The following is a 17,566-nucleotide window of genomic DNA, read 5'->3' as shown; positions in this document are numbered from 1 at the left end:
CAGCCTCCAAGGAGAATGACAATGACTGCAACCACGCCCATTCGCTGGGGCATTCTCGGTCCGGGCAGCATCGCCCAGTCCTTTGCCGGCGGCGTGGCCGATTCGCGCACCGGAAAGCTGGTCGCCATCGGTGCCCGCAATCCCGCCAAGCCTGGCCTCGCTGAGAGTTTTCCCGGCGCCCGCATCCTCGACGGCTACGATGCCTTGCTCGCCGATCCCGACGTCGACGCGGTCTACATTTCGATACCGCATCCCGGCCATGCGCAATGGGCGATCAAGGCGACCGAGGCCGGAAAGCATGTGCTGTGCGAAAAGCCGCTAGCGCTGACCGCCTTCGAGGCCGACGCCATGATGCATGCCGCGCGCAAGGCCGGCACGTTTCTCGGCGAAGCCTTCATGTACCGGCTGCATCCGCAGACGCTGAAGCTGGTGGAACTGATCAGATCGGGCGTCATCGGCGAGATCAGGATGATCAAGTCGAGCTTTGGTTTTGCGATGCCGCGCTTCATGCCGGAGCACCGGCTCTACGCCAACGATCTCGCCGGCGGCGGCATTCTTGACGTCGGCGGCTATCCCGTCTCGATGGTGCGGCTGATTGCCGGCGCCGCAGCCGGAAAATCCTTCGCCGAGCCTGACAAGGTGGTCGGTACTGCCCATCTTGGCCAGTCCGGCGTCGACGAATGGGCCTCGGCGCTGCTGCATTTCCCGGGTGGCATTGTCGCCGAAGTCTCCTGCAGCATCTCGCTTAACCAGGACAATGTTCTGCGCATCCTCGGCACCAAAGGCCGCATCGAGGTGCCGGACTTCTGGTTCGCCGGCGGCAACCGCGACGTTGGTCTCGGCCAGATCGACGTCTTTGCATCCGACGGCACGCGCGAGACCATCAGCGTCAACGAGAAGCGCCATGTCTATTCCTTCGAGGTCGACGCAGCCGGTGAGGCCATCCGCGCCGGACGGCAGGAATTCGCCTGGCCGGGCATGGCCTGGGCGGAAAGCCTCGGCACCTTGCGTGTGCTGGACAGATGGCGGGCGGCAGCCGGCCTCGAATACGGGATCGAGAAGGCCCAGCAACGCATCAACACCATCTCCGGCCGGCCTTTGCTATCGGGTGGGACGGCGATCGCCAAGCGCATGATCCCTGGCCTGTCGAAGCCGGCATCGGTGGTGGCGCTCGGCTTCGAGGATTTCCGTACGTTTTCCTCAGGCTCGATCCTGCTCGACGCCTTTTTCGAGGCTGGCGGCAATCTCTTCGATACCGGTTATGTCTACGGCGCCGGCTATACCGAGAAGCTGCTTGGCGAGTGGTTGAAAAACCGCGGCGTGCGCGCGCAATCGGTGGTCATCGCCAAGGGCGCGCATTCACCGCTCTGCTACCCCGACGTGATCGGCAAGCAGCTCGACCAGTCGCTCGACCGCCTGCAAACCGACCACGTCGACGTCTATTTCATGCACCGCGACAATCCGGATGTGCCGGTCGGCGAATTCGTCGATGCGATGGATCGCGAGGTGAAGGCTGGCCGCATCCGCGGCCCGTTCGGCGGCTCGAACTGGACAATGGAACGCATGGATGAGGCGATTGCCTATGCCGAACGCACCGGCAAGCAAAAGCCCGGCGCGCTGTCCAACAATTTCTCGCTGGCCGAAATGCTGGAGCCGATCTGGGCTGGCTGCGTCACGTCCTCCACGGATGCGTGGAAGGCCTGGCTGACATCCAGGCAGATGCCGAATTTCGCCTGGTCGAGCCAGGGGCGTGGCTTCTTCACCGATCGCGCCGGACGCAACAAGCACGACAATGAGGAACTGGTGCGGGTCTGGTACTCGGAGCGGAATTTCGGCCGCCGCGACCGGGCGATCGAACTTGCCGCGAGACTGGGCAAGAGCCCAATCCATATAGCGCTCGCCTATGTGCTCGCTCAGCCCTTTCCATCCATCCCACTGATCGGGCCGCGCACGCTTGACGAGTTGGACGACAGCCTACTCGCCCTCGACATCACGCTTTCACCGGCCGATCTCGAATGGCTGGATGGCGGCAGTCTGCGCGCTGCCTAGTTTAGCTGCCTTGTTTGACGGCGCGACGTCAGGTCTCGTCATTGGAGACCCTGACGCCGCGCCTGGCCGGCGTTCGCATGTTGGCATACATGCCGGTGGTGCGGAATTGGCTTGGCGTGATGCCGTAGCAGCGGCGGAAGACCTTTGAAAAATAGTTCGCGTCCTCGAAGCCGCACAGGATGGCGACTTCCTTCACCGGCAGGAAATCCGCCTTGGTCAGCAGCTTCGCCGCGCGTTGCAGGCGCTGCTGCAGCACGAATTCGGCGGGCGGCAGGCCTTCGCTCTCAGCGAAACAGCGTGAGAAATGGGCCCGGCTGAGCCCGCTGATCTGGACCAGGTCCGCCACCGGCAGCGGTCTGTCGAGATTGGCACCAATGTGATCGATGACCGGCTGCATGACGCTCTGTTTTTCGGCAAAGGCGTGGGAGCCGAAGACATCGTCATAGAGCGCCATCGCAGCCTCGTAGGCTATCGCCGAAGCAGCACCCGGCGAAGCGGCCCCTTTGATCAGGCGCAGGCTGCAATCGGCAAGATGATCGATCGTCGCCGGCTGCAGCCGAAATACAGGACCAGAGACGCTGAGGATCGACTTGTGGATGCGCAGCGCTTCCTCGCCGTTCATCGAAATCCAGAAATACTCCCAGCGCTCATCCCCAGCCAGCCAGTAGCGGTGGTTGTGCGGCACCAGCACCAGCAATGTGTCGTTCTTCTGCAGGCGGTAGTTGCGGTTTTCGTAGCGCAGCCGGCCGGCTCCGCTGATCGTGTGCTGGAGCACCGTGAACGGTGTCTGGCCGCGCTTGCGGCCGTCCCAATCGTAGATCTCGTCCTCGCGCACCTCATAGCCCGTGCTCGTCGGCATGGCGTGCAGGCGCTGGCGACCGCGCGGCAGCGAGATCGTGCGCATGGATTGTCCGTTGGCTATCAAATCATGCAGCACAAAATTACCCTCGAAAGCATAATCCTTCTCTGGTCGCGCTCGCGAATAAGCGCATAATCCCCGTCGAAAAGCGAGAGAGATCCGTAGTCGAGGAGCGGACAGGGAGGTTGGCAGGCCGGATTCCGGCTTGTCGTGCATACATGTCACGGCATGTGGCTACAACTTCCCATTGTCATTCCTTGCCTGCAATTCGAATGGAATGAGGTGCGGCTGATGAGTTTCAAAATCGCTATCATCGGTGCAGGCAGCGTCGGCTTCACCAAGAAATTGTTCACCGACATCCTGTGCGTGCCCGAATTCAAGGACATCGAATTCGCGCTGACCGACGTCAGCGAGCACAATCTCCAGATGATCAAAGCGATCCTCGACAGGATCGTCGAGGCAAACAGATTGCCGACCAGGGTGACGGCGACCACCGACCGCCGCAAGGCGCTCGAAGGCGCACGCTATGTCATCAGCTGCGTGCGGGTCGGCGGTCTGGAAGCCTATGCCGACGATATCCGCATTCCCCTTAAATACGGCATCGACCAGTGCGTCGGCGATACGATCTGCGCCGGCGGCATTCTCTATGGCCAGCGCAACATCCCGGTGATCCTGGATTTCTGCAAGGACATCCGCGAGGTCGCCGAGACGAACGTCAAATTCCTGAACTACGCCAACCCGATGGCTATGAACACCTGGGCAGCGATCGAATACGGCAAGGTCGACACCGTCGGGCTCTGCCACGGGGTCCAGCACGGAGCCGAGCAGATCGCCGAGGTCCTCGGCGCGAAGTCCAGGCAGGAACTCGACTATGTCTGTTCCGGCATTAACCACCAGACCTGGTTCATCGACCTGCGGCTGAACGGCCGCCCCATCGGCAAGGATGAATTGGTGGCCGCCTTCGAGGCGCATCCGGTCTATTCGCAACAGGAGAAGCTGCGCATCGATGTCCTGAAGCGCTTCGGCGTCTATTCGACCGAAAGCAACGGCCATCTTTCCGAATATCTGCCCTGGTATCGCAAACGTCCCGACGAGATTACGCGCTGGATCGACATGTCCGACTGGATCCACGGTGAAACGGGCGGCTATCTTCGTTATTCCACCGAAACCCGCAACTGGTTCGAGACGGAGTATCCGCAGTTCCTCGAAGCGGCGTCAAAGCCGATCGACCAGGAGAAACGCTCCAACGAGCATGCCAGCCACATACTGGAGGCGCTGGAGACGAACCGCGTCTATCGCGGCCACTTCAATGTCAAGAACGATGGGGTGATCACCAACCTGCCGCAGGATGCCATCATCGAGTCGCCCGGCTTCGTCGACCGTTTCGGCATCAACATGGCTGCCGGCATCACGCTGCCGGAAGCCTGCGCCGCCACCTGCATCTCCTCGATCAACGTCCAGCGCATGTCGGTGCATGCGGCGATATCAGGCGACATCGATCTGTTGAAGCTCGCCGTGCTGCATGACCCGCTGGTCGGCGCGGTTTCGACGCCGGAGGAGGTCTGGCAGATGGTCGACGAAATGGTCGTCGCCCAGGCAGCATGGCTGCCGCAATACGCCCATGCGGTTCCGGCCGCCAGAGAGCGACTGTCGACATCTCAGGTGAAGACCCGCGAGTGGGCGGGCGCCGCACGACGCAGCGTTCGCTCGATCGAGGAATTGCGCGCCGAAAAAGCCGCGCTGAAGCAAGCCGGCTGAAACCACATGCGGTGATGGTGGATCCACGGGAGGCGGATCCACTGCCATGAAGCCGTTTGAATTCGAGGAGAAGCGGAGCAGGCAAAACTGCTCCGAATAAACAAGAGGGAGAGAGACAGTGAGGAATTTACGCAATATCGGCCTTGCTGCCGGACTGGCGCTGAGCGTCTCGGTCTCGGCACTCAATGCATACGCTTCCGAGCCGACGGTTCCACCGGCACCAACGCCGTTCCCCGCCGAGGGCAAGATCAACTATGTCGCGCGTGACTCCATTCTGGAGTTCAAGGCGCTGCCCGAATATCACGAGCCCGACTGGGTCACCGATAAATACGTCAAGACCGGCAAGCTGCCGCCGCTCAAGGACCGGCTGCCGAAAGAACCGCTGGTCTTCAAGACGGGCAACATGCAGGACGGCATCGGCGTCTACGGCGATACGATGCGCCATGTCATCGGCGGCCGGCCGGAAGGCTGGAACTACGGCGCCGGCCAGACCCAAGGCTGGGGCGGCATCGATATCGGCCTTTCCGAATGCCTGACGCGCACCGCGCCGCTGTTCCAGGTCGAGGCGAAGGACACCGAGCCGCTGCCGAACCTGGCCAGGAACTGGGACTGGTCGAAGGACGGCCACAAGCTGACCATGCACCTGGTCGAGGGCGCCAAATGGTCGGATGGCGTTGCCTTCAATGCCGACGACGTCATGTTCTACTGGGACGACGAGGTCGTCGACCCGAACGTCTCGCCGCTGAACGGAGCGACGCCTGAAACCTTCGGTGTCGGCACGACGCTGAAGAAGATCGACGACTACACCGTCGAGTGGACCTTCAAGGAGGCGTTTCCGAAACAATATCTCTACGCGATGGCCTACGGTACGTTCTGTCCCGGCCCCGCGCATATCCTGAAGCCGCAGCATCCGAAATATTCGAAGAACACCTACGACCAGTTCAAGAACGCCTTCCCGCCGGAATATATGAATCTGCCAGTCATGGGCGCCTGGGTGCCCGTCGAATACCGGCCTGACGATATCATCGTCCTGCGTCGCAACCCCTATTATTGGAAAGTCGACGAGAAGGGCAACCAGCTGCCTTACCTCAACGAGCTGCAGTACAAGCTGTCGACCTGGGCCGATCGCGACGTCCAGGCGGTCGCCGGCTCGGCCGACTTCTCCAATCTGGAGCAGCCGGAGAACTTTGTCGCCTCGCTGAAGCGCGCGGCGGAAGCAAATGCGCCGGCCCGGCTGGCCTTTGGCCCGCGACTCATCGGCTACAATTTGCGCATGAACTTTTCCGCCAATGGCTGGGGCAACCCGGACGAGCGCGGTCAGGCGATCCGCGAGCTGAACCGCAACGAGGACTTCCGCAAGGGCGTCACCATGGCGCTCGACCGCAAGGCGCTCGGCGACTCGCTGGTCAAGGGGCCGTTCACCGCCATCTATCCCGGCGGCCTGTCGTCGGGCACCAGCTTCTATGACCGCGATTCGACCGTCTACTACCCCTTCGACCTCGAGGGCGCCAAGGTCGAACTCGCCAAGGCCGGCCTCAAGGATACGGACGGCGATGGGTTCGTGAACTTCCCGGCTGGCACCGCCGGCGGCAAGAATGTCGAGATCGTGATGCTGGTCAACAATGACTATACCACCGACAAGAGCCTTGCCGAAGGCGTCGTCGCCCAGATGGAAAAGCTTGGAATTCGGGTCGTGCTCAACGGGCTCAACGGTACTCAGCGCGACGCTTCGCAATATTCCGGCCGCTTCGACTGGCTGGTCCGGCGCAACGACCAGGAACTGACCTCGGTGGTGCAGAACACCGAGCAGCTCGCCCCGGTCGGTCCGCGCACCAGCTGGGACCATCGCGCGCCGGAAAACGGTGAGGTCGATTTGATGCCTTTCGAAAAGGACCTCGTCGACATCGTCAACAAGTTCGTCTCGACGCAGGACAATGACCAGCGCGCCAGCCTGATGAAACAGTTTCAGAAGATCTCGACGGAACACGTCTACAATGTCGGTCTGACGGAATATCCTGGTGCGCTGATCGTCAACAAGCGTTTCTCGAACGTTCCGCAGGGCACGCCGATCTTCATGTTCAACTGGGCCGAGGACTCGATCATCCGTGAACGCGTCTTTGTCGCGGCCGACAAGCAGGCGAAATACGAATTGTTCCCTGAGGAGCTGCCCGGCAAGCCCGGAGAAAAAGGTCCGATGAATTAGGTTTACCTCCCCTGACCGAGAGAATTCGGGGCGCGCCGCGGGCGCGGGCCGCCAAAACCCACCACCGGACGCAACCACAGGCGCGATCGGCGAGACAAGAAACGGACCGTCCATGTTGCGATTTCTGCTCACGCGCATAGCGTCGGCACTACCGGTCCTCGCTATTCTGAGCCTGGTCACCTTCGCCATCATCCAGGCGCCGCCGGGCGACTATGCCGACTACATCCGCTCGCAGGCGATCAACCAGGGCGGCGCCTCCTTCGCCGAGGCCGACGCGCAGGCCCAGGCCTATCGCATCGACCATGGCCTCGATAAGCCGCTGCCCGTGCAGTATCTCAACTGGATCGGCGGCATCGTCACCCGCGGCGATTTCGGCTACAGCCTCTATTACAACAAGCCGGTCGCCGATGTGGTCGGCGAGCGTCTGCCGCGCACGCTCATTCTGGCACTGGTCTGCCATCTGCTCGCCTCGGTGCTCGGCATCACATTCGGCATATGGGCGGCGACCCGGCAATATACCTGGATAGACAGCACGCTTTCGGCCATCTCCTTCCTCGGCATGACGGTGCCACGTTTCCTGATGGCGCTGATCATCGTCTATCTCCTGGTCTTCCAGTTCAATGTGTCGGAGATCGGCAGCTTCTTCTCGCCGCAATATGGCGGCGCGCCGTGGTCGTGGGCCAAATTCGTCGACTTGGTCAAGCATGTCTGGCCGGTCGTGGCGATCGCCACATTCGGCGGCCTCGCCTACAATATGCGTGTCATGCGCGGCAATCTGCTCGACACGCTCAACGCGCAATATGTCGAGACGGCCAGGGCCAAGGGGTTGACCGGCGCTGCCGTCGTCATGCGTCACGCCGTGCCCAACGCGCTGCACCCGCTCGTCATGTATCAAGGCGTGGTGCTGCCCTACATGCTGACCGGTGAGATCGAGACGGCGATCATCTTCGCGCTACCGACTGTCGGCCCCGCGATCGTCGGCTCCATGGCCGTCGGCGACGTCTATGTGACCGCCACCTTCATGATGGTGCTGTCGGCGACGCTCATCGTCGGCAACATCATCGCCGACATGCTGCTGGTCCTGCTCGATCCGCGCGTGCGCCAGTTCGGGGAGGGTTAGAAATGTTGGCGCGCGATCCATCACCTTCGCCGCTGCCGGCCGAGAGCCCCATCGTGGCCAAACCGGCGCGCGGCAACGAAAGCTACACCGCGCTTGTCTGGCGCCGGCTGAAGCGCTCCTGGACCGGCATGGCCGGGCTTTGGCTTGTCGTGCTCCTGCTGGTGATGGCTGTGTTCGCCGAGTTCATCGCGCCAATGGACCCGAAGGTCACGGACGTCGGCTTCGCTCCGCCGCAGGTGCCTGTTTTCCATGACAAGGACGGCGCTTTCAACGCGCGGCCGAGGGTCTATGCGCTGGCCGATTCCGCGGATCTCGATCCGGTCACCTTCCAGCCCGTCGTCGGTCCCGACTATGACCATCCAAGGCTGCTTGGCTTCTTCGTGCATGGCGCGCCCTACAAGCTCTTCGGGCTGGTGCCTGCGGACCGGCATCTGTTCGCCTCGCTGGACGGCCAGCCGGTGCATTTCCTCGGCACGGACAAATTCGGCCGCGACGTGCTGTCGCGCGCCATCCATGGCTCGCGCGTCTCGCTGATGATCGCGCTGACGGTCGTCTTCATCATCACCGTCATCGGCACCACCGTCGGCATGGTCTCCGGCTATTTTGGCGGCAGGTTCGATGTCTGGATGCAGCGTTTCGTGGAACTCGTGCTCGCTTTCCCGCAACTGCCGCTTTACCTGGCGCTGACGACATTGATCCCGGTTACTGCTCCCACCAACGTCTTCCTCGCTTTCGTCATCATCGTCATGTCGGCATTGGGCTGGGCGCAGATGTCGCGCGAGGTGCGCGGCAAGACTTTGGCGCTGGCGCGGATCGAGTATGTGCGAGCCGCCATGGCGGTCGGCGCCACCGACCGGCGCATCATCATGCAGCACATCTTCCCCAACGTGATGAGCCATGTGATCGTTGCCGTCACGCTGGCGATCCCGACGGTGGTGCTGCTCGAATCCTTCCTCGGGTTCCTCGGCTTTGCCGTCAAGCCGCCGCTGATCTCGTGGGGTCTGATGCTGCAGGACACCGCGACCTATTCCGTCATCGGCACCTATCCCTGGATCCTGTCGCCGGTCGGTTTCGTGCTCGTCACTGTCTTTGCCTTCAACGCGCTGGGCGACGGCCTGCGCGACGCCGTCGATCCCTATTGAGGTGGCACAGATGACCGTCGCGCTCGCCGAATCCTTCGCACCAACCGTTCGTCACGACCATGATGGACGCCAGGACCAACCCGTCATCGACGCCCGCAACGTCGCCGTGGCCTTCAAGGTCGAGCATGGCGTCGTCGACGCGGTCAAGGACATCTCGTTCCAGCTCTATCGCGGCGAGACGATCGCAATCGTCGGCGAATCCGGTTCCGGCAAGTCGGTGACGGCGCGCACGGTCATGGGACTGCTGTCCCGGCGCGCCGCGGTGTCGCCCGGGTCGAGCGTCTGCTATGACGGGCAAAACATCCTGAAATTCCCCGAGAGCGCCCGGCGCAAGTTGCGCGGCAACCGCATTTCGATGATCTTCCAGGAGCCGATGAGCTCGCTCAACCCGATCTATACGGTCGGCAGCCAGATCGTCGAGGCGATCAGGGTGCATCGCAAGGTTAGCCGCAAGCAGGCGTGGGCGCGAGCACTCGAACTTCTGCAGCACGTGCAGATTCCCGATCCCGCCGCGCGGCTCAGGCAATACCCGCATCAGCTCTCGGGCGGACAACGCCAGCGGGTGATGATCGCCATGGCGCTGGCCAACAATCCCGATGTTCTGATCGCCGATGAGCCGACCACGGCGCTCGACGTCACCGTCCAGGCGCAGATCCTGAACCTGATCCGCAGCCTGCAGAAAGAACTGCGCATGGCGGTGATCCTGATCACCCACGACCTGACCGTGGTGCGCCAGTTCTCCGACTACGTCTATGTCATGCAGCATGGCGAAATGTGCGAGCACAACGTGACCGAACGGCTCTTCGCCGATCCGCGGCATCCCTATACGCGGCGGCTGCTGGCTTCCGAGCCGCGCGGGCAGCCGAAACCGCTGCCGGAGGGCTGCGGCACCATTCTTGAGGCGAGCGGCGTGCGCGTCTCATTCGTGCTGCGCCACGGCACCTTCCTGAAACCGGACTGGCGAGAACTGGTCGCCGTCGACGATCTCAGCCTCAGCCTGTGTCGCCACGAGACGCTGGGGCTGGTCGGCGAGTCCGGCTCCGGCAAGACCACCTTCGGCCAGACCCTGTTGAGGTTGATCGACGCCAAGCGTGGCGAGATTCGTTTCGACGGCCAGCCGATCCACGGCCTGTCGCGGGCCGAGATGCGGCCGCTGCGCTCGCGCATGCAGATCGTCTTCCAGGATCCGTTCTCCTCGCTCAACCCGCGCATGACGATCGGCCAGATCATCGAGGAAGGGCTCATCGTCAACAGCATAGGGGCGACCCGGCGCGAGCGGGTCGAACGGGTGCGCGAGGCGCTGGTCAGCGCCGGCATGCCCGGCGATATACTGTCGCGGTTTCCGCACGAATTCTCCGGCGGCCAGCGCCAACGCATCGCGATCGCCCGTGCTATAGCGCTCGAACCCGAATTCATCCTGCTCGACGAGCCGACCTCGGCGCTGGACCTCTCCGTCCAGGCGCAGATCATCGACCTGCTGCGCAAGCTGCAGGACGAGCGCGGCCTCAGCTACCTCTTCATCTCGCACGACCTCAAGGTGGTGCGCGCACTGTGCCACCGCGTCATCGTCATGCAGAACGGCAAGATCGTCGAGCAAGGCCCCGTCGACGACGTCCTGTCCAATCCCAAGACCGCCTACACCGAACGGCTCGTCAGGGCCGCTTTCGACGTGGCCTGAACATATGCCGGAGGTTAGCATGGCAAGAAATCCCAAGATCACTTTCATCGGTGCCGGCTCGACGGTGTTTATGAAGAACATTGTCGGCGACGTGCTGCAGCGCCCGTCGCTTTCCGGCGCGACGATCGCGTTGATGGACGTCAATCCGCAACGGCTGGAGGAGAGCGCCATCGTCGTCAACAAGCTGATCGCGACGCTCGGCGTCAAGGCGAAGACCGAGACCCATTCCGACCAGCGCAAGGCGCTTGCCGGTGCCGATTTCGTCGTCGTCGCCTTCCAGATCGGCGGCTACGAGCCCTGCACGGTCACCGATTTCGAAGTGCCGAAGAAATACGGCCTGCGCCAGACGATCGCCGACACGCTCGGCGTCGGTGGCATCATGCGTGGCCTCAGGACCGTGCCGCATCTGTGGAAGGTCTGCGAGGACATGCTCGCCGTCTGCCCGCGGGCGATCATGCTGCAATACGTCAACCCGATGGCGATCAACACCTGGGCGATAGCGGAGAAATACCCTGACATCAGGCAGGTCGGCCTCTGCCATTCGGTACAGGGTACGGCAATGGAGCTGGCGCATGATCTCGACCTTCCGTACGAAGAGATCCGCTATCGCTCGGCCGGCATCAACCACATGGCGTTCTATCTCAGCTTCAAGCATCGCCAGCCGGACGGTTCCTACCGCAACCTCTATCCCGATCTCGTGCGCGCCTATCGCGAAGGCCGCGCGCCGAAGCCCGGCTGGAACCCGCGCTGCCCCAACAAGGTGCGCTATGAGATGTTGACTAGGCTCGGCTATTTCGTCACCGAAAGCTCGGAACACTTCGCCGAATACACGCCCTATTTCATCAAGGAAGGCCGCCCGGACCTGATCGAGAAGTACGGCATCCCGTTGGATGAGTATCCCAAGCGCTGCATCGAGCAGATCGAGCGCTGGAAGGGGCAGGCGGAAGCCTACCGCTCGGCCGACCGCATCGAGGTCGAGCAGTCGAAGGAATATGCCTCCTCGATCATGAATTCGGTCTGGACCGGCGAACCTTCGGTGATCTACGGCAATGTCCGCAACAATGGCTGCATCACCTCGCTGCCCAGGGACTGTGCCGCCGAAGTGCCGTGCCTGGTCGATGCCTCCGGCATCCAGCCGACCTATATCGGCGAGCTGCCGCCGCAATTGACCGCGCTGATCCGCACCAACATCAACGTGCAGGAACTGACGGTGCGGGCGCTGATGACGGAGAACCGCGAGCACATCTACCATGCGGCGATGATGGATCCGCATACTGCGGCCGAACTCGATCTCGATCAGATCTGGTCACTGGTCGACGATCTCCTCGCCGCCCACGGCGACTGGCTGCCAGCCTGGGCGCGCGTGAGGCGCAAGACCGAAGCCGCCTGACGACCTATTTCGGAGCGTCGGGGTCCGTCTCTTCCTCGTCGTCGCGGGCCTTGATGACATAGGCGCCCTTCAGCCAGCGGTTGAGGTCGATGTCCTTGCAGCGCGTCGAGCAGAACGGAAAAGTATCGCGCGCCGAGGGCTTGCCGCATTCGGGGCAGGGGCGCTTTGGGCGCAAGGGCGTGACTTTGGGGTCGGAACTCATAGCCGTGCGCCTGACAGCCAGCCGCCATGCACCTTGAAGCCTTCGCCGCTCAACAGCGCCACCGTCTCATAGAGCGGCAGCCCGACGACGTTGGTGTAGGAACCGACCAGCTTGACGACAAACGCCCCGGCGAGACCCTGGACGGCGTAGCCGCCGGCCTTGCCGCGCCATTCGCCCGACGCGACATAGGCGTCGATCTCTTCGCGCGGCAGCCGCTTGAAGCGCACCCGCGTCTCGACCAGCCGCTGACGCAGCTTGCCCCCTGGGGTGATCAGGCAGATGCCGGAATAGACCCGGTGCGAACGGCCCGACAACAGCCCGAGGCAGTTGGCGGCGTCGTCGAGGGTCTCGGCCTTGGGCAGGATGCGCCGCCCGACGGCGACGACCGTGTCCGCGGCCAGCACGAAGCCCGGCGAGTAGTCGGCTTCGGTTTTCAGCGACGCGAACGCCTTCTCGGCCTTCTCCTTCGACAGCCGCTTGGCCAGCGAGCGCGGATGCTCGGCACGCAGCGGCGTTTCGTCGACATCGGCCGGCAGCACGCGGTCCGGCTCGATGCCGGCCTGCTGCAAGAGCTCGATCCGGCGCGGCGAACCCGAGGCAAGCACCAGCTTCTGCAAAATGCTCATCGCGGACCAGTCGGGCTTTGCTTACTTGAAACGATAGGTGATGCGGCCCTTGGTCAGGTCGTACGGCGTCATCTCGACCAGAACCTTGTCGCCGGTCAGCACGCGGATGCGGTTCTTGCGCATGCGGCCGGCCGTATGGGCAATGATCTCATGTTCGTTTTCGAGTTTTACCCGGAACATCGCGTTGGGCAACAATTCCGTCACGACACCCGGAAACTCGAGGACTTCTTCCTTCGGCATTCGATACCTTTGCTTGGATGGCAGTTCCGGCGCTTAGAGCATGATGCCGAAAAGTGTGAAGCGGTTTTCGGACGACATCATGCTCTACTTCTTGGTTTAGAGGCGGATTCAGATTTCAGGTCGAACAGACCTGAAATCACCCGACTCTAGCCGGAATTTCGGCGGAACCTATATGATAATCGCTCGCTTGTGAACACGCTTAATCCGTGGCCTGCGGAGGCGCGAAACGGCGACCTATCCGAGACTTCAGCCGCTCGCGTACGTCCCTGTAGGCCGCCATGATCTGCTCTCGCGTGCCGCCGGCATCGGTGGGATCCGGCATCGGCCAGTATTCGACTTCGACGGCGAGCGAGCGGGTGAGTTCAAGCGCCGCGTGGTGCGCTTCCGGAGCCAGCGTGACGATGAGGTCGAAATAGTCGTCCTCGAGATCGTCCATCGTCCTTGGGTGACGCTCACCCAGCGTGAGACCCTCCTCGGCCAGCACCGCATCGACGAACGGATCGCGCTCGCCGGCGCGAACGCCGGCCGAGGCGACGAAGATGGTGGCGGGCAGCATCCGCCGCGCCAGCTGCTCGGCCATCGGCGAGCGCACGGCGTTCATGCCGCACAGGAACAGGATCGATCGGGGCAGGGTAGCCAGGGCTAGCCCCGCCAGTGCAGCACGCAGACCAGCGTGAACAGCCGGCGCGCCGTGTCGAAATCGATGTCGATCTTGCCGGAAAGCCGGTCCATCAGCGTCTGCGAGCCTTCATTGTGCAGGCCGCGGCGGCCCATGTCGATCGCCTCGATGTGGCTTGGCGTCGAGGATCGGATGGCGTCATAATAGCTTTCGCAGATCATGTAATAGTCCTTGACGATGCGCCTGAGCGGCGTCAGCGACAGGATATGGGTGACGACGGCATCACCATCCTCGCGCGCCACGGCAAATACCAGGCGCTGCTCGGCCAGCGACAGTTTCAGCCGATAGGGGCCGGCGCCGCTGTCATTGACGGGTTGAAAACTGTTTTCCTCGATCAGGTCGAAGATCGCCACCGCGCGTTCATGCTCGACATCGGGTGTCGAACGGCCGATCGATTCATCGAGTTCGACATCGATCAGCCTGGCGCGGGTTTGATCGGAGCCAGACATCGCGGCCTACATGTTCAGCCGTATGGCGACGGAGCGGCCATGCGCGTCAAGGCCTTCCGCCTTGGCCAGCGCAATCGCCGCCGGCGCCAAAATCCGTAACTGCTCCGGCCCAAGCTTGAGGATCGACGTGCGCTTGACGAAATCGAGCACGGACAGGCCGGACGAGAAACGTGCCGAACGGGCCGTAGGCAGCACATGGTTGGAACCACCGACATAGTCGCCGATGGCTTCCGGCGTGTGGCGGCCGAGAAAGACGGCACCCGCATTGCGCATCCGCGACAGGAAACCCTCGGCATCGTCGATTGCCAATTCGACATGTTCGGCGGCGATGCGGTCGACCAGCGGCAGCGCGGCGTCGATCGTGGCGACCTCGATCACCGCGCCGAAATCGCGCCAGCTCGCGGACGCCGTCTCGGCTCTCGGCAAGCTCTGCAATTGGCGCTCGACCGCCTGTTCGACGGCGATGCCGAAAGCTGGATCGTCGGTGACCAGGATCGACTGCGCCGATGTGTCGTGCTCGGCCTGGGCCAGCAGATCGGCGGCTATCCAGTCCGGATCGTTGCTACCGTCGGCCACGACAAGCACTTCCGACGGGCCGGCGATCATGTCGATGCCGACGGTGCCGAAGACCTGGCGCTTGGCCGCCGCGACATAGGCATTGCCCGGACCGACGATCTTGGCGACCGGCCGGATCGTTTCGGTGCCGTAGGCAAGCGCCGCGATCGCCTGCGCGCCGCCGACGCGGTAGATTTCCGACACGCCTGATATATCGGCCGCCACCAGCACCAGCGGATTGATGATGCCGCCGGGCGCCGGCACGACCATGACGATGCGCTCGACACCGGCCACCCTGGCCGGTACGGCGTTCATCAGCACCGAGCTTGGGTAGCTCGCCGTGCCGCCCGGCACATAAAGCCCGACCGCCTCGACCGCCGTCCAGCGCCAGCCGAGCTCGACGCCGGCGGCATCCGTATAGCGATCGTCCTTCGGCCGCTGCCGCTCATGATGGGAGCGGATGCGGTCGCGCGCGAATTCCAGCGCCTCGATCGTCTTTGGATCGGCGGCCTTGTAAGCCTTGGCGATGTCGTCCTTCGAGACGGCGATGCCTAATCCAGCCAGATCGGCGCGATCGAATTTCTGTGAATAGTGGATCAGCGCCGCGTCGCCTTCGGCGCGCACGCGCGCGATGATGTCGCGCACCGCGGCGTCGACATCCGCAGACACTTCCCGCTTGGTCAGGAGGAAGGCGGCGAAACGCTGCTCGAAATCGGCGTCGGACTGACGAAGCGTGATGGCCATCGGATGTTCAGGCCTTGTGTATGGGGCGCGAGGTGGCTTCCCACGCGCCGCCGACGTCGGCAAGGCGGGCCTCGATGCACTCGACATCGAGCATGATCGTGCCGCCGCCCGCAAAGATCAGCTCGACGATACCGGCAGGCTTGCTGATCTCGATGAAGCTGATCGCCAGCAGGGACAGGACCTCAGCCGGCTTGTCGCGGGCAATGCCGCTGGTCTTGGCGCCGAGCACGCGGTCGAAATGCAGCACGGCCTGCCGCCGCTCGTTGTGCTGGCGAAACAGGCCGGATTTGGCCTCCCAGACGAAACGGTTCATGGTCAGCAGGAAACGCTTGGCCGCAGGCAGGAATTCGAGGTCGCTGACCTTCATCACGGCATCCTGGACATGGGCCGAAACGATGCTCAGATCCTGGTCGTCGAGCGCGATAAGCTTAAGGGCAGTCATGCGGATTTCGCACCTGAAGGTTGATAACTGAACCTTCTGTTAGGCGGTCTTTCCCGTCCGCGCAACCGCACCGCAAGGCCTTGCGATTGGCCTATGCGGAAATCCGCTCGATCACCGCGCCGCAGTTGGACAGCTTTTCCTCCAGCCGCTCGAAGCCGCGGTCGAGATGGTAGACACGGTTGACCGTCGTCTCGCCTTCGGCTGCCAGGCCGGCAATGACCAGCGACACCGAGGCGCGAAGATCGGTCGCCATGACAGGGGCGCCCTTCAGCTTCGGCACGCCATCGACGATCGCCGTTTGGCCCGAAAGCGTGATGTGGGCGCCGAGCCGGGCCAGTTCCTGCACATGCATGAAGCGGTTTTCGAAGATCGTCTCGGTGATGCGCGACTTGCCCTTGGCCATGGTCATCAGGCCCATGAACTGCGCCTGCAAATCGGTCGGGAAGGCCGGGAACGGTGCCGTCGTCACATCGACCGGCGAAATGCCGGCGCCGTTGCGCCTGACGCGAATGCCGGAATTGGTCGGCGTGATCTCGGTGCCGGTTTGGGCGATCACGTCGAGCGCGGTCTGCAGCAGCTCCGGCCGCGCGCCTTCGAGCACGACGTCGCCGCCGGTCATGGCGACGGCCATGGCGTAGGTGCCGGTCTCGATGCGGTCGGGAATGACGCGCACGCGCGCGCCCGACAGCGATTCGACGCCGTCGATGGTGATGGTTGGCGTTCCGGCGCCGGAAATTTTCGCGCCCATGGCGTTGAGGCACTCGGCGAGGTTGACGATCTCAGGCTCGCAGGCGGCGTTTTCCAGCACCGTTTCACCCTTGGCCAGGGCCGCCGCCATCATCAGCACATGGGTGGCGCCGACCGAGACCTTCGGGAACACGTAGCGGTTGCCGACTAGCCGGCCGTTCCTGGTCTTGGCAATGACGTAACCGGTGTCGACGTCGATATCGGCGCCCAGCGCCTGCAGGCCTTCGAGGAACAGATCGACCGGGCGCGTGCCGATGGCGCAACCGCCGGGCAGCGACACCTTGGCCTCGCCCATGCGGGCCAGCAGCGGGCCGATCACCCAGAACGACGCCCGCATCTTCGACACCAGCTCATAGGGCGCCGTCGTGTCGACGATGTTGCGGGCGGAGAAATTGATGGTACGCGAATAGCCCTCATTCTGCTTCTCGCGGCGGCCATTGACCGAATAGTCGACGCCGTGATTGCCGAGGATACGGATCAGCTGCTCGACATCGGCCAGATGCGGCACGTTTTCCAGCGTCAGCGTGTCGTCGGTCAAAAGCGAGGCGATCATCAGGGGCAGCGCCGCGTTTTTCGCGCCCGAGATCGGAATGCTTCCGGAGAGCTTGTTGCCCCCGACAATTCTGATGCGATCCATGGAAGAACGTCCCTCTCGGCCAAAAAGGCCGGTTCAATCGTTTGAG

General features: G+C 63.0%; 16 protein-coding genes. 7 read left to right on the top strand and 9 right to left on the bottom strand.

Annotation, left to right across the window (positions count from 1 at the left end; translation table 11 throughout):
* Positions 1-21 precede the first annotated feature (21 nt).
* Entirely contained in the window at positions 22-2,049 is a 2,028-nt protein-coding gene (locus tag NKI73_RS08160; protein ID WP_352628438.1) for an aldo/keto reductase, read from the top strand.
* A 28-nt stretch (positions 2,050-2,077) separates the two neighbouring features.
* On the opposite strand, the gene NKI73_RS08155 is transcribed toward NKI73_RS08160, so the two are convergent.
* Positions 2,078-3,124, bottom strand: coding sequence for an AraC family transcriptional regulator (locus NKI73_RS08155; RefSeq protein WP_352628437.1), 1,047 nt, complete (start codon positions 3,122-3,124; stop codon positions 2,078-2,080).
* 75 nt (positions 3,125-3,199) lie between these two features.
* Here NKI73_RS08155 and NKI73_RS08150 point away from each other — a divergent pair, with 75 nt between their 5' ends.
* The 6 genes from NKI73_RS08150 (at position 3,200) to NKI73_RS08125 (ending at position 12,199) form a co-directional block, all read left to right on the top strand.
* Positions 3,200-4,666: an alpha-glucosidase/alpha-galactosidase gene (locus NKI73_RS08150; protein WP_352628435.1), complete on the top strand. Its 1,467-nt coding sequence runs from the start codon at positions 3,200-3,202 to the stop codon at positions 4,664-4,666.
* 118 nt (positions 4,667-4,784) lie between these two features.
* Positions 4,785-6,869, top strand: coding sequence for an ABC transporter substrate-binding protein (locus NKI73_RS08145; RefSeq protein WP_352628433.1), 2,085 nt, complete (start codon positions 4,785-4,787; stop codon positions 6,867-6,869).
* 112 nt (positions 6,870-6,981) lie between these two features.
* Entirely contained in the window at positions 6,982-7,989 is a 1,008-nt protein-coding gene (locus NKI73_RS08140; RefSeq protein ID WP_352628431.1) for an ABC transporter permease, read from the top strand.
* Positions 7,990-7,991: 2 nt separating this feature from the next.
* Positions 7,992-9,131, top strand: a complete 1,140-nt coding sequence (locus NKI73_RS08135; protein ID WP_352628429.1) for an ABC transporter permease — start codon at positions 7,992-7,994, stop codon at positions 9,129-9,131.
* Positions 9,132-9,141: 10 nt separating this feature from the next.
* Positions 9,142-10,809, top strand: coding sequence for an ABC transporter ATP-binding protein (locus NKI73_RS08130; RefSeq protein WP_352628427.1), 1,668 nt, complete (start codon positions 9,142-9,144; stop codon positions 10,807-10,809).
* 19 nt (positions 10,810-10,828) lie between these two features.
* Entirely contained in the window at positions 10,829-12,199 is a 1,371-nt protein-coding gene (locus NKI73_RS08125; RefSeq protein WP_352628425.1) for an alpha-glucosidase/alpha-galactosidase, read from the top strand.
* Positions 12,200-12,203: 4 nt separating this feature from the next.
* Here the strand turns inward: NKI73_RS08125 and yacG are convergent, their stop codons facing one another.
* The 8 genes from yacG to murA form a co-directional block, all read right to left on the bottom strand.
* Positions 12,204-12,401, bottom strand: coding sequence for a DNA gyrase inhibitor YacG (gene yacG / locus NKI73_RS08120; RefSeq protein WP_352628423.1), 198 nt, complete (start codon positions 12,399-12,401; stop codon positions 12,204-12,206).
* On the bottom strand, positions 12,398-13,027 hold the full coding sequence (locus NKI73_RS08115) for a Maf-like protein (protein WP_352628421.1): 630 nt from the start codon (positions 13,025-13,027) through the stop codon (positions 12,398-12,400). The genes yacG and NKI73_RS08115 overlap by 4 nt, the downstream gene beginning before the upstream one ends.
* A 21-nt stretch (positions 13,028-13,048) precedes the next feature.
* Positions 13,049-13,267 carry a translation initiation factor IF-1 gene (infA, locus tag NKI73_RS08110; protein ID WP_006200926.1) on the bottom strand — a complete coding sequence of 73 codons (219 nt, stop codon included), beginning with the start codon at positions 13,265-13,267 and terminating at the stop codon, positions 13,049-13,051.
* A 199-nt stretch (positions 13,268-13,466) separates the two neighbouring features.
* Complete coding sequence (locus tag NKI73_RS08105; RefSeq protein ID WP_352628636.1) at positions 13,467-13,922, bottom strand: arsenate-mycothiol transferase ArsC; 456 nt, start codon at positions 13,920-13,922, stop codon at positions 13,467-13,469.
* Positions 13,910-14,395, bottom strand: a complete 486-nt coding sequence (locus tag NKI73_RS08100; RefSeq protein ID WP_352628419.1) for a UPF0262 family protein — start codon at positions 14,393-14,395, stop codon at positions 13,910-13,912. The genes NKI73_RS08105 and NKI73_RS08100 overlap by 13 nt, the downstream gene beginning before the upstream one ends.
* Before the next feature lie 6 nt (positions 14,396-14,401).
* Positions 14,402-15,694 (bottom strand): histidinol dehydrogenase, encoded by a 1,293-nt coding sequence (gene hisD, locus NKI73_RS08095; protein WP_352628417.1) that lies wholly within the window; start codon positions 15,692-15,694, stop codon positions 14,402-14,404.
* A gap of 7 nt (positions 15,695-15,701) precedes the next feature.
* Positions 15,702-16,136: a DUF2948 family protein gene (locus tag NKI73_RS08090; RefSeq protein WP_352628415.1), complete on the bottom strand. Its 435-nt coding sequence runs from the start codon at positions 16,134-16,136 to the stop codon at positions 15,702-15,704.
* A 91-nt stretch (positions 16,137-16,227) separates the two neighbouring features.
* Complete coding sequence (murA, locus tag NKI73_RS08085) at positions 16,228-17,520, bottom strand: UDP-N-acetylglucosamine 1-carboxyvinyltransferase (RefSeq protein ID WP_352628413.1); 1,293 nt, start codon at positions 17,518-17,520, stop codon at positions 16,228-16,230.
* Between the last annotated feature and the right edge of the window lie 46 nt (positions 17,521-17,566).

The organism is Mesorhizobium sp. M0496 (genome assembly GCF_040321205.1).
Classification (GTDB): Bacteria; Pseudomonadota; Alphaproteobacteria; order Rhizobiales; family Rhizobiaceae; genus Mesorhizobium.
This window is presented reverse-complemented; position numbering and strand designations above follow the sequence as displayed.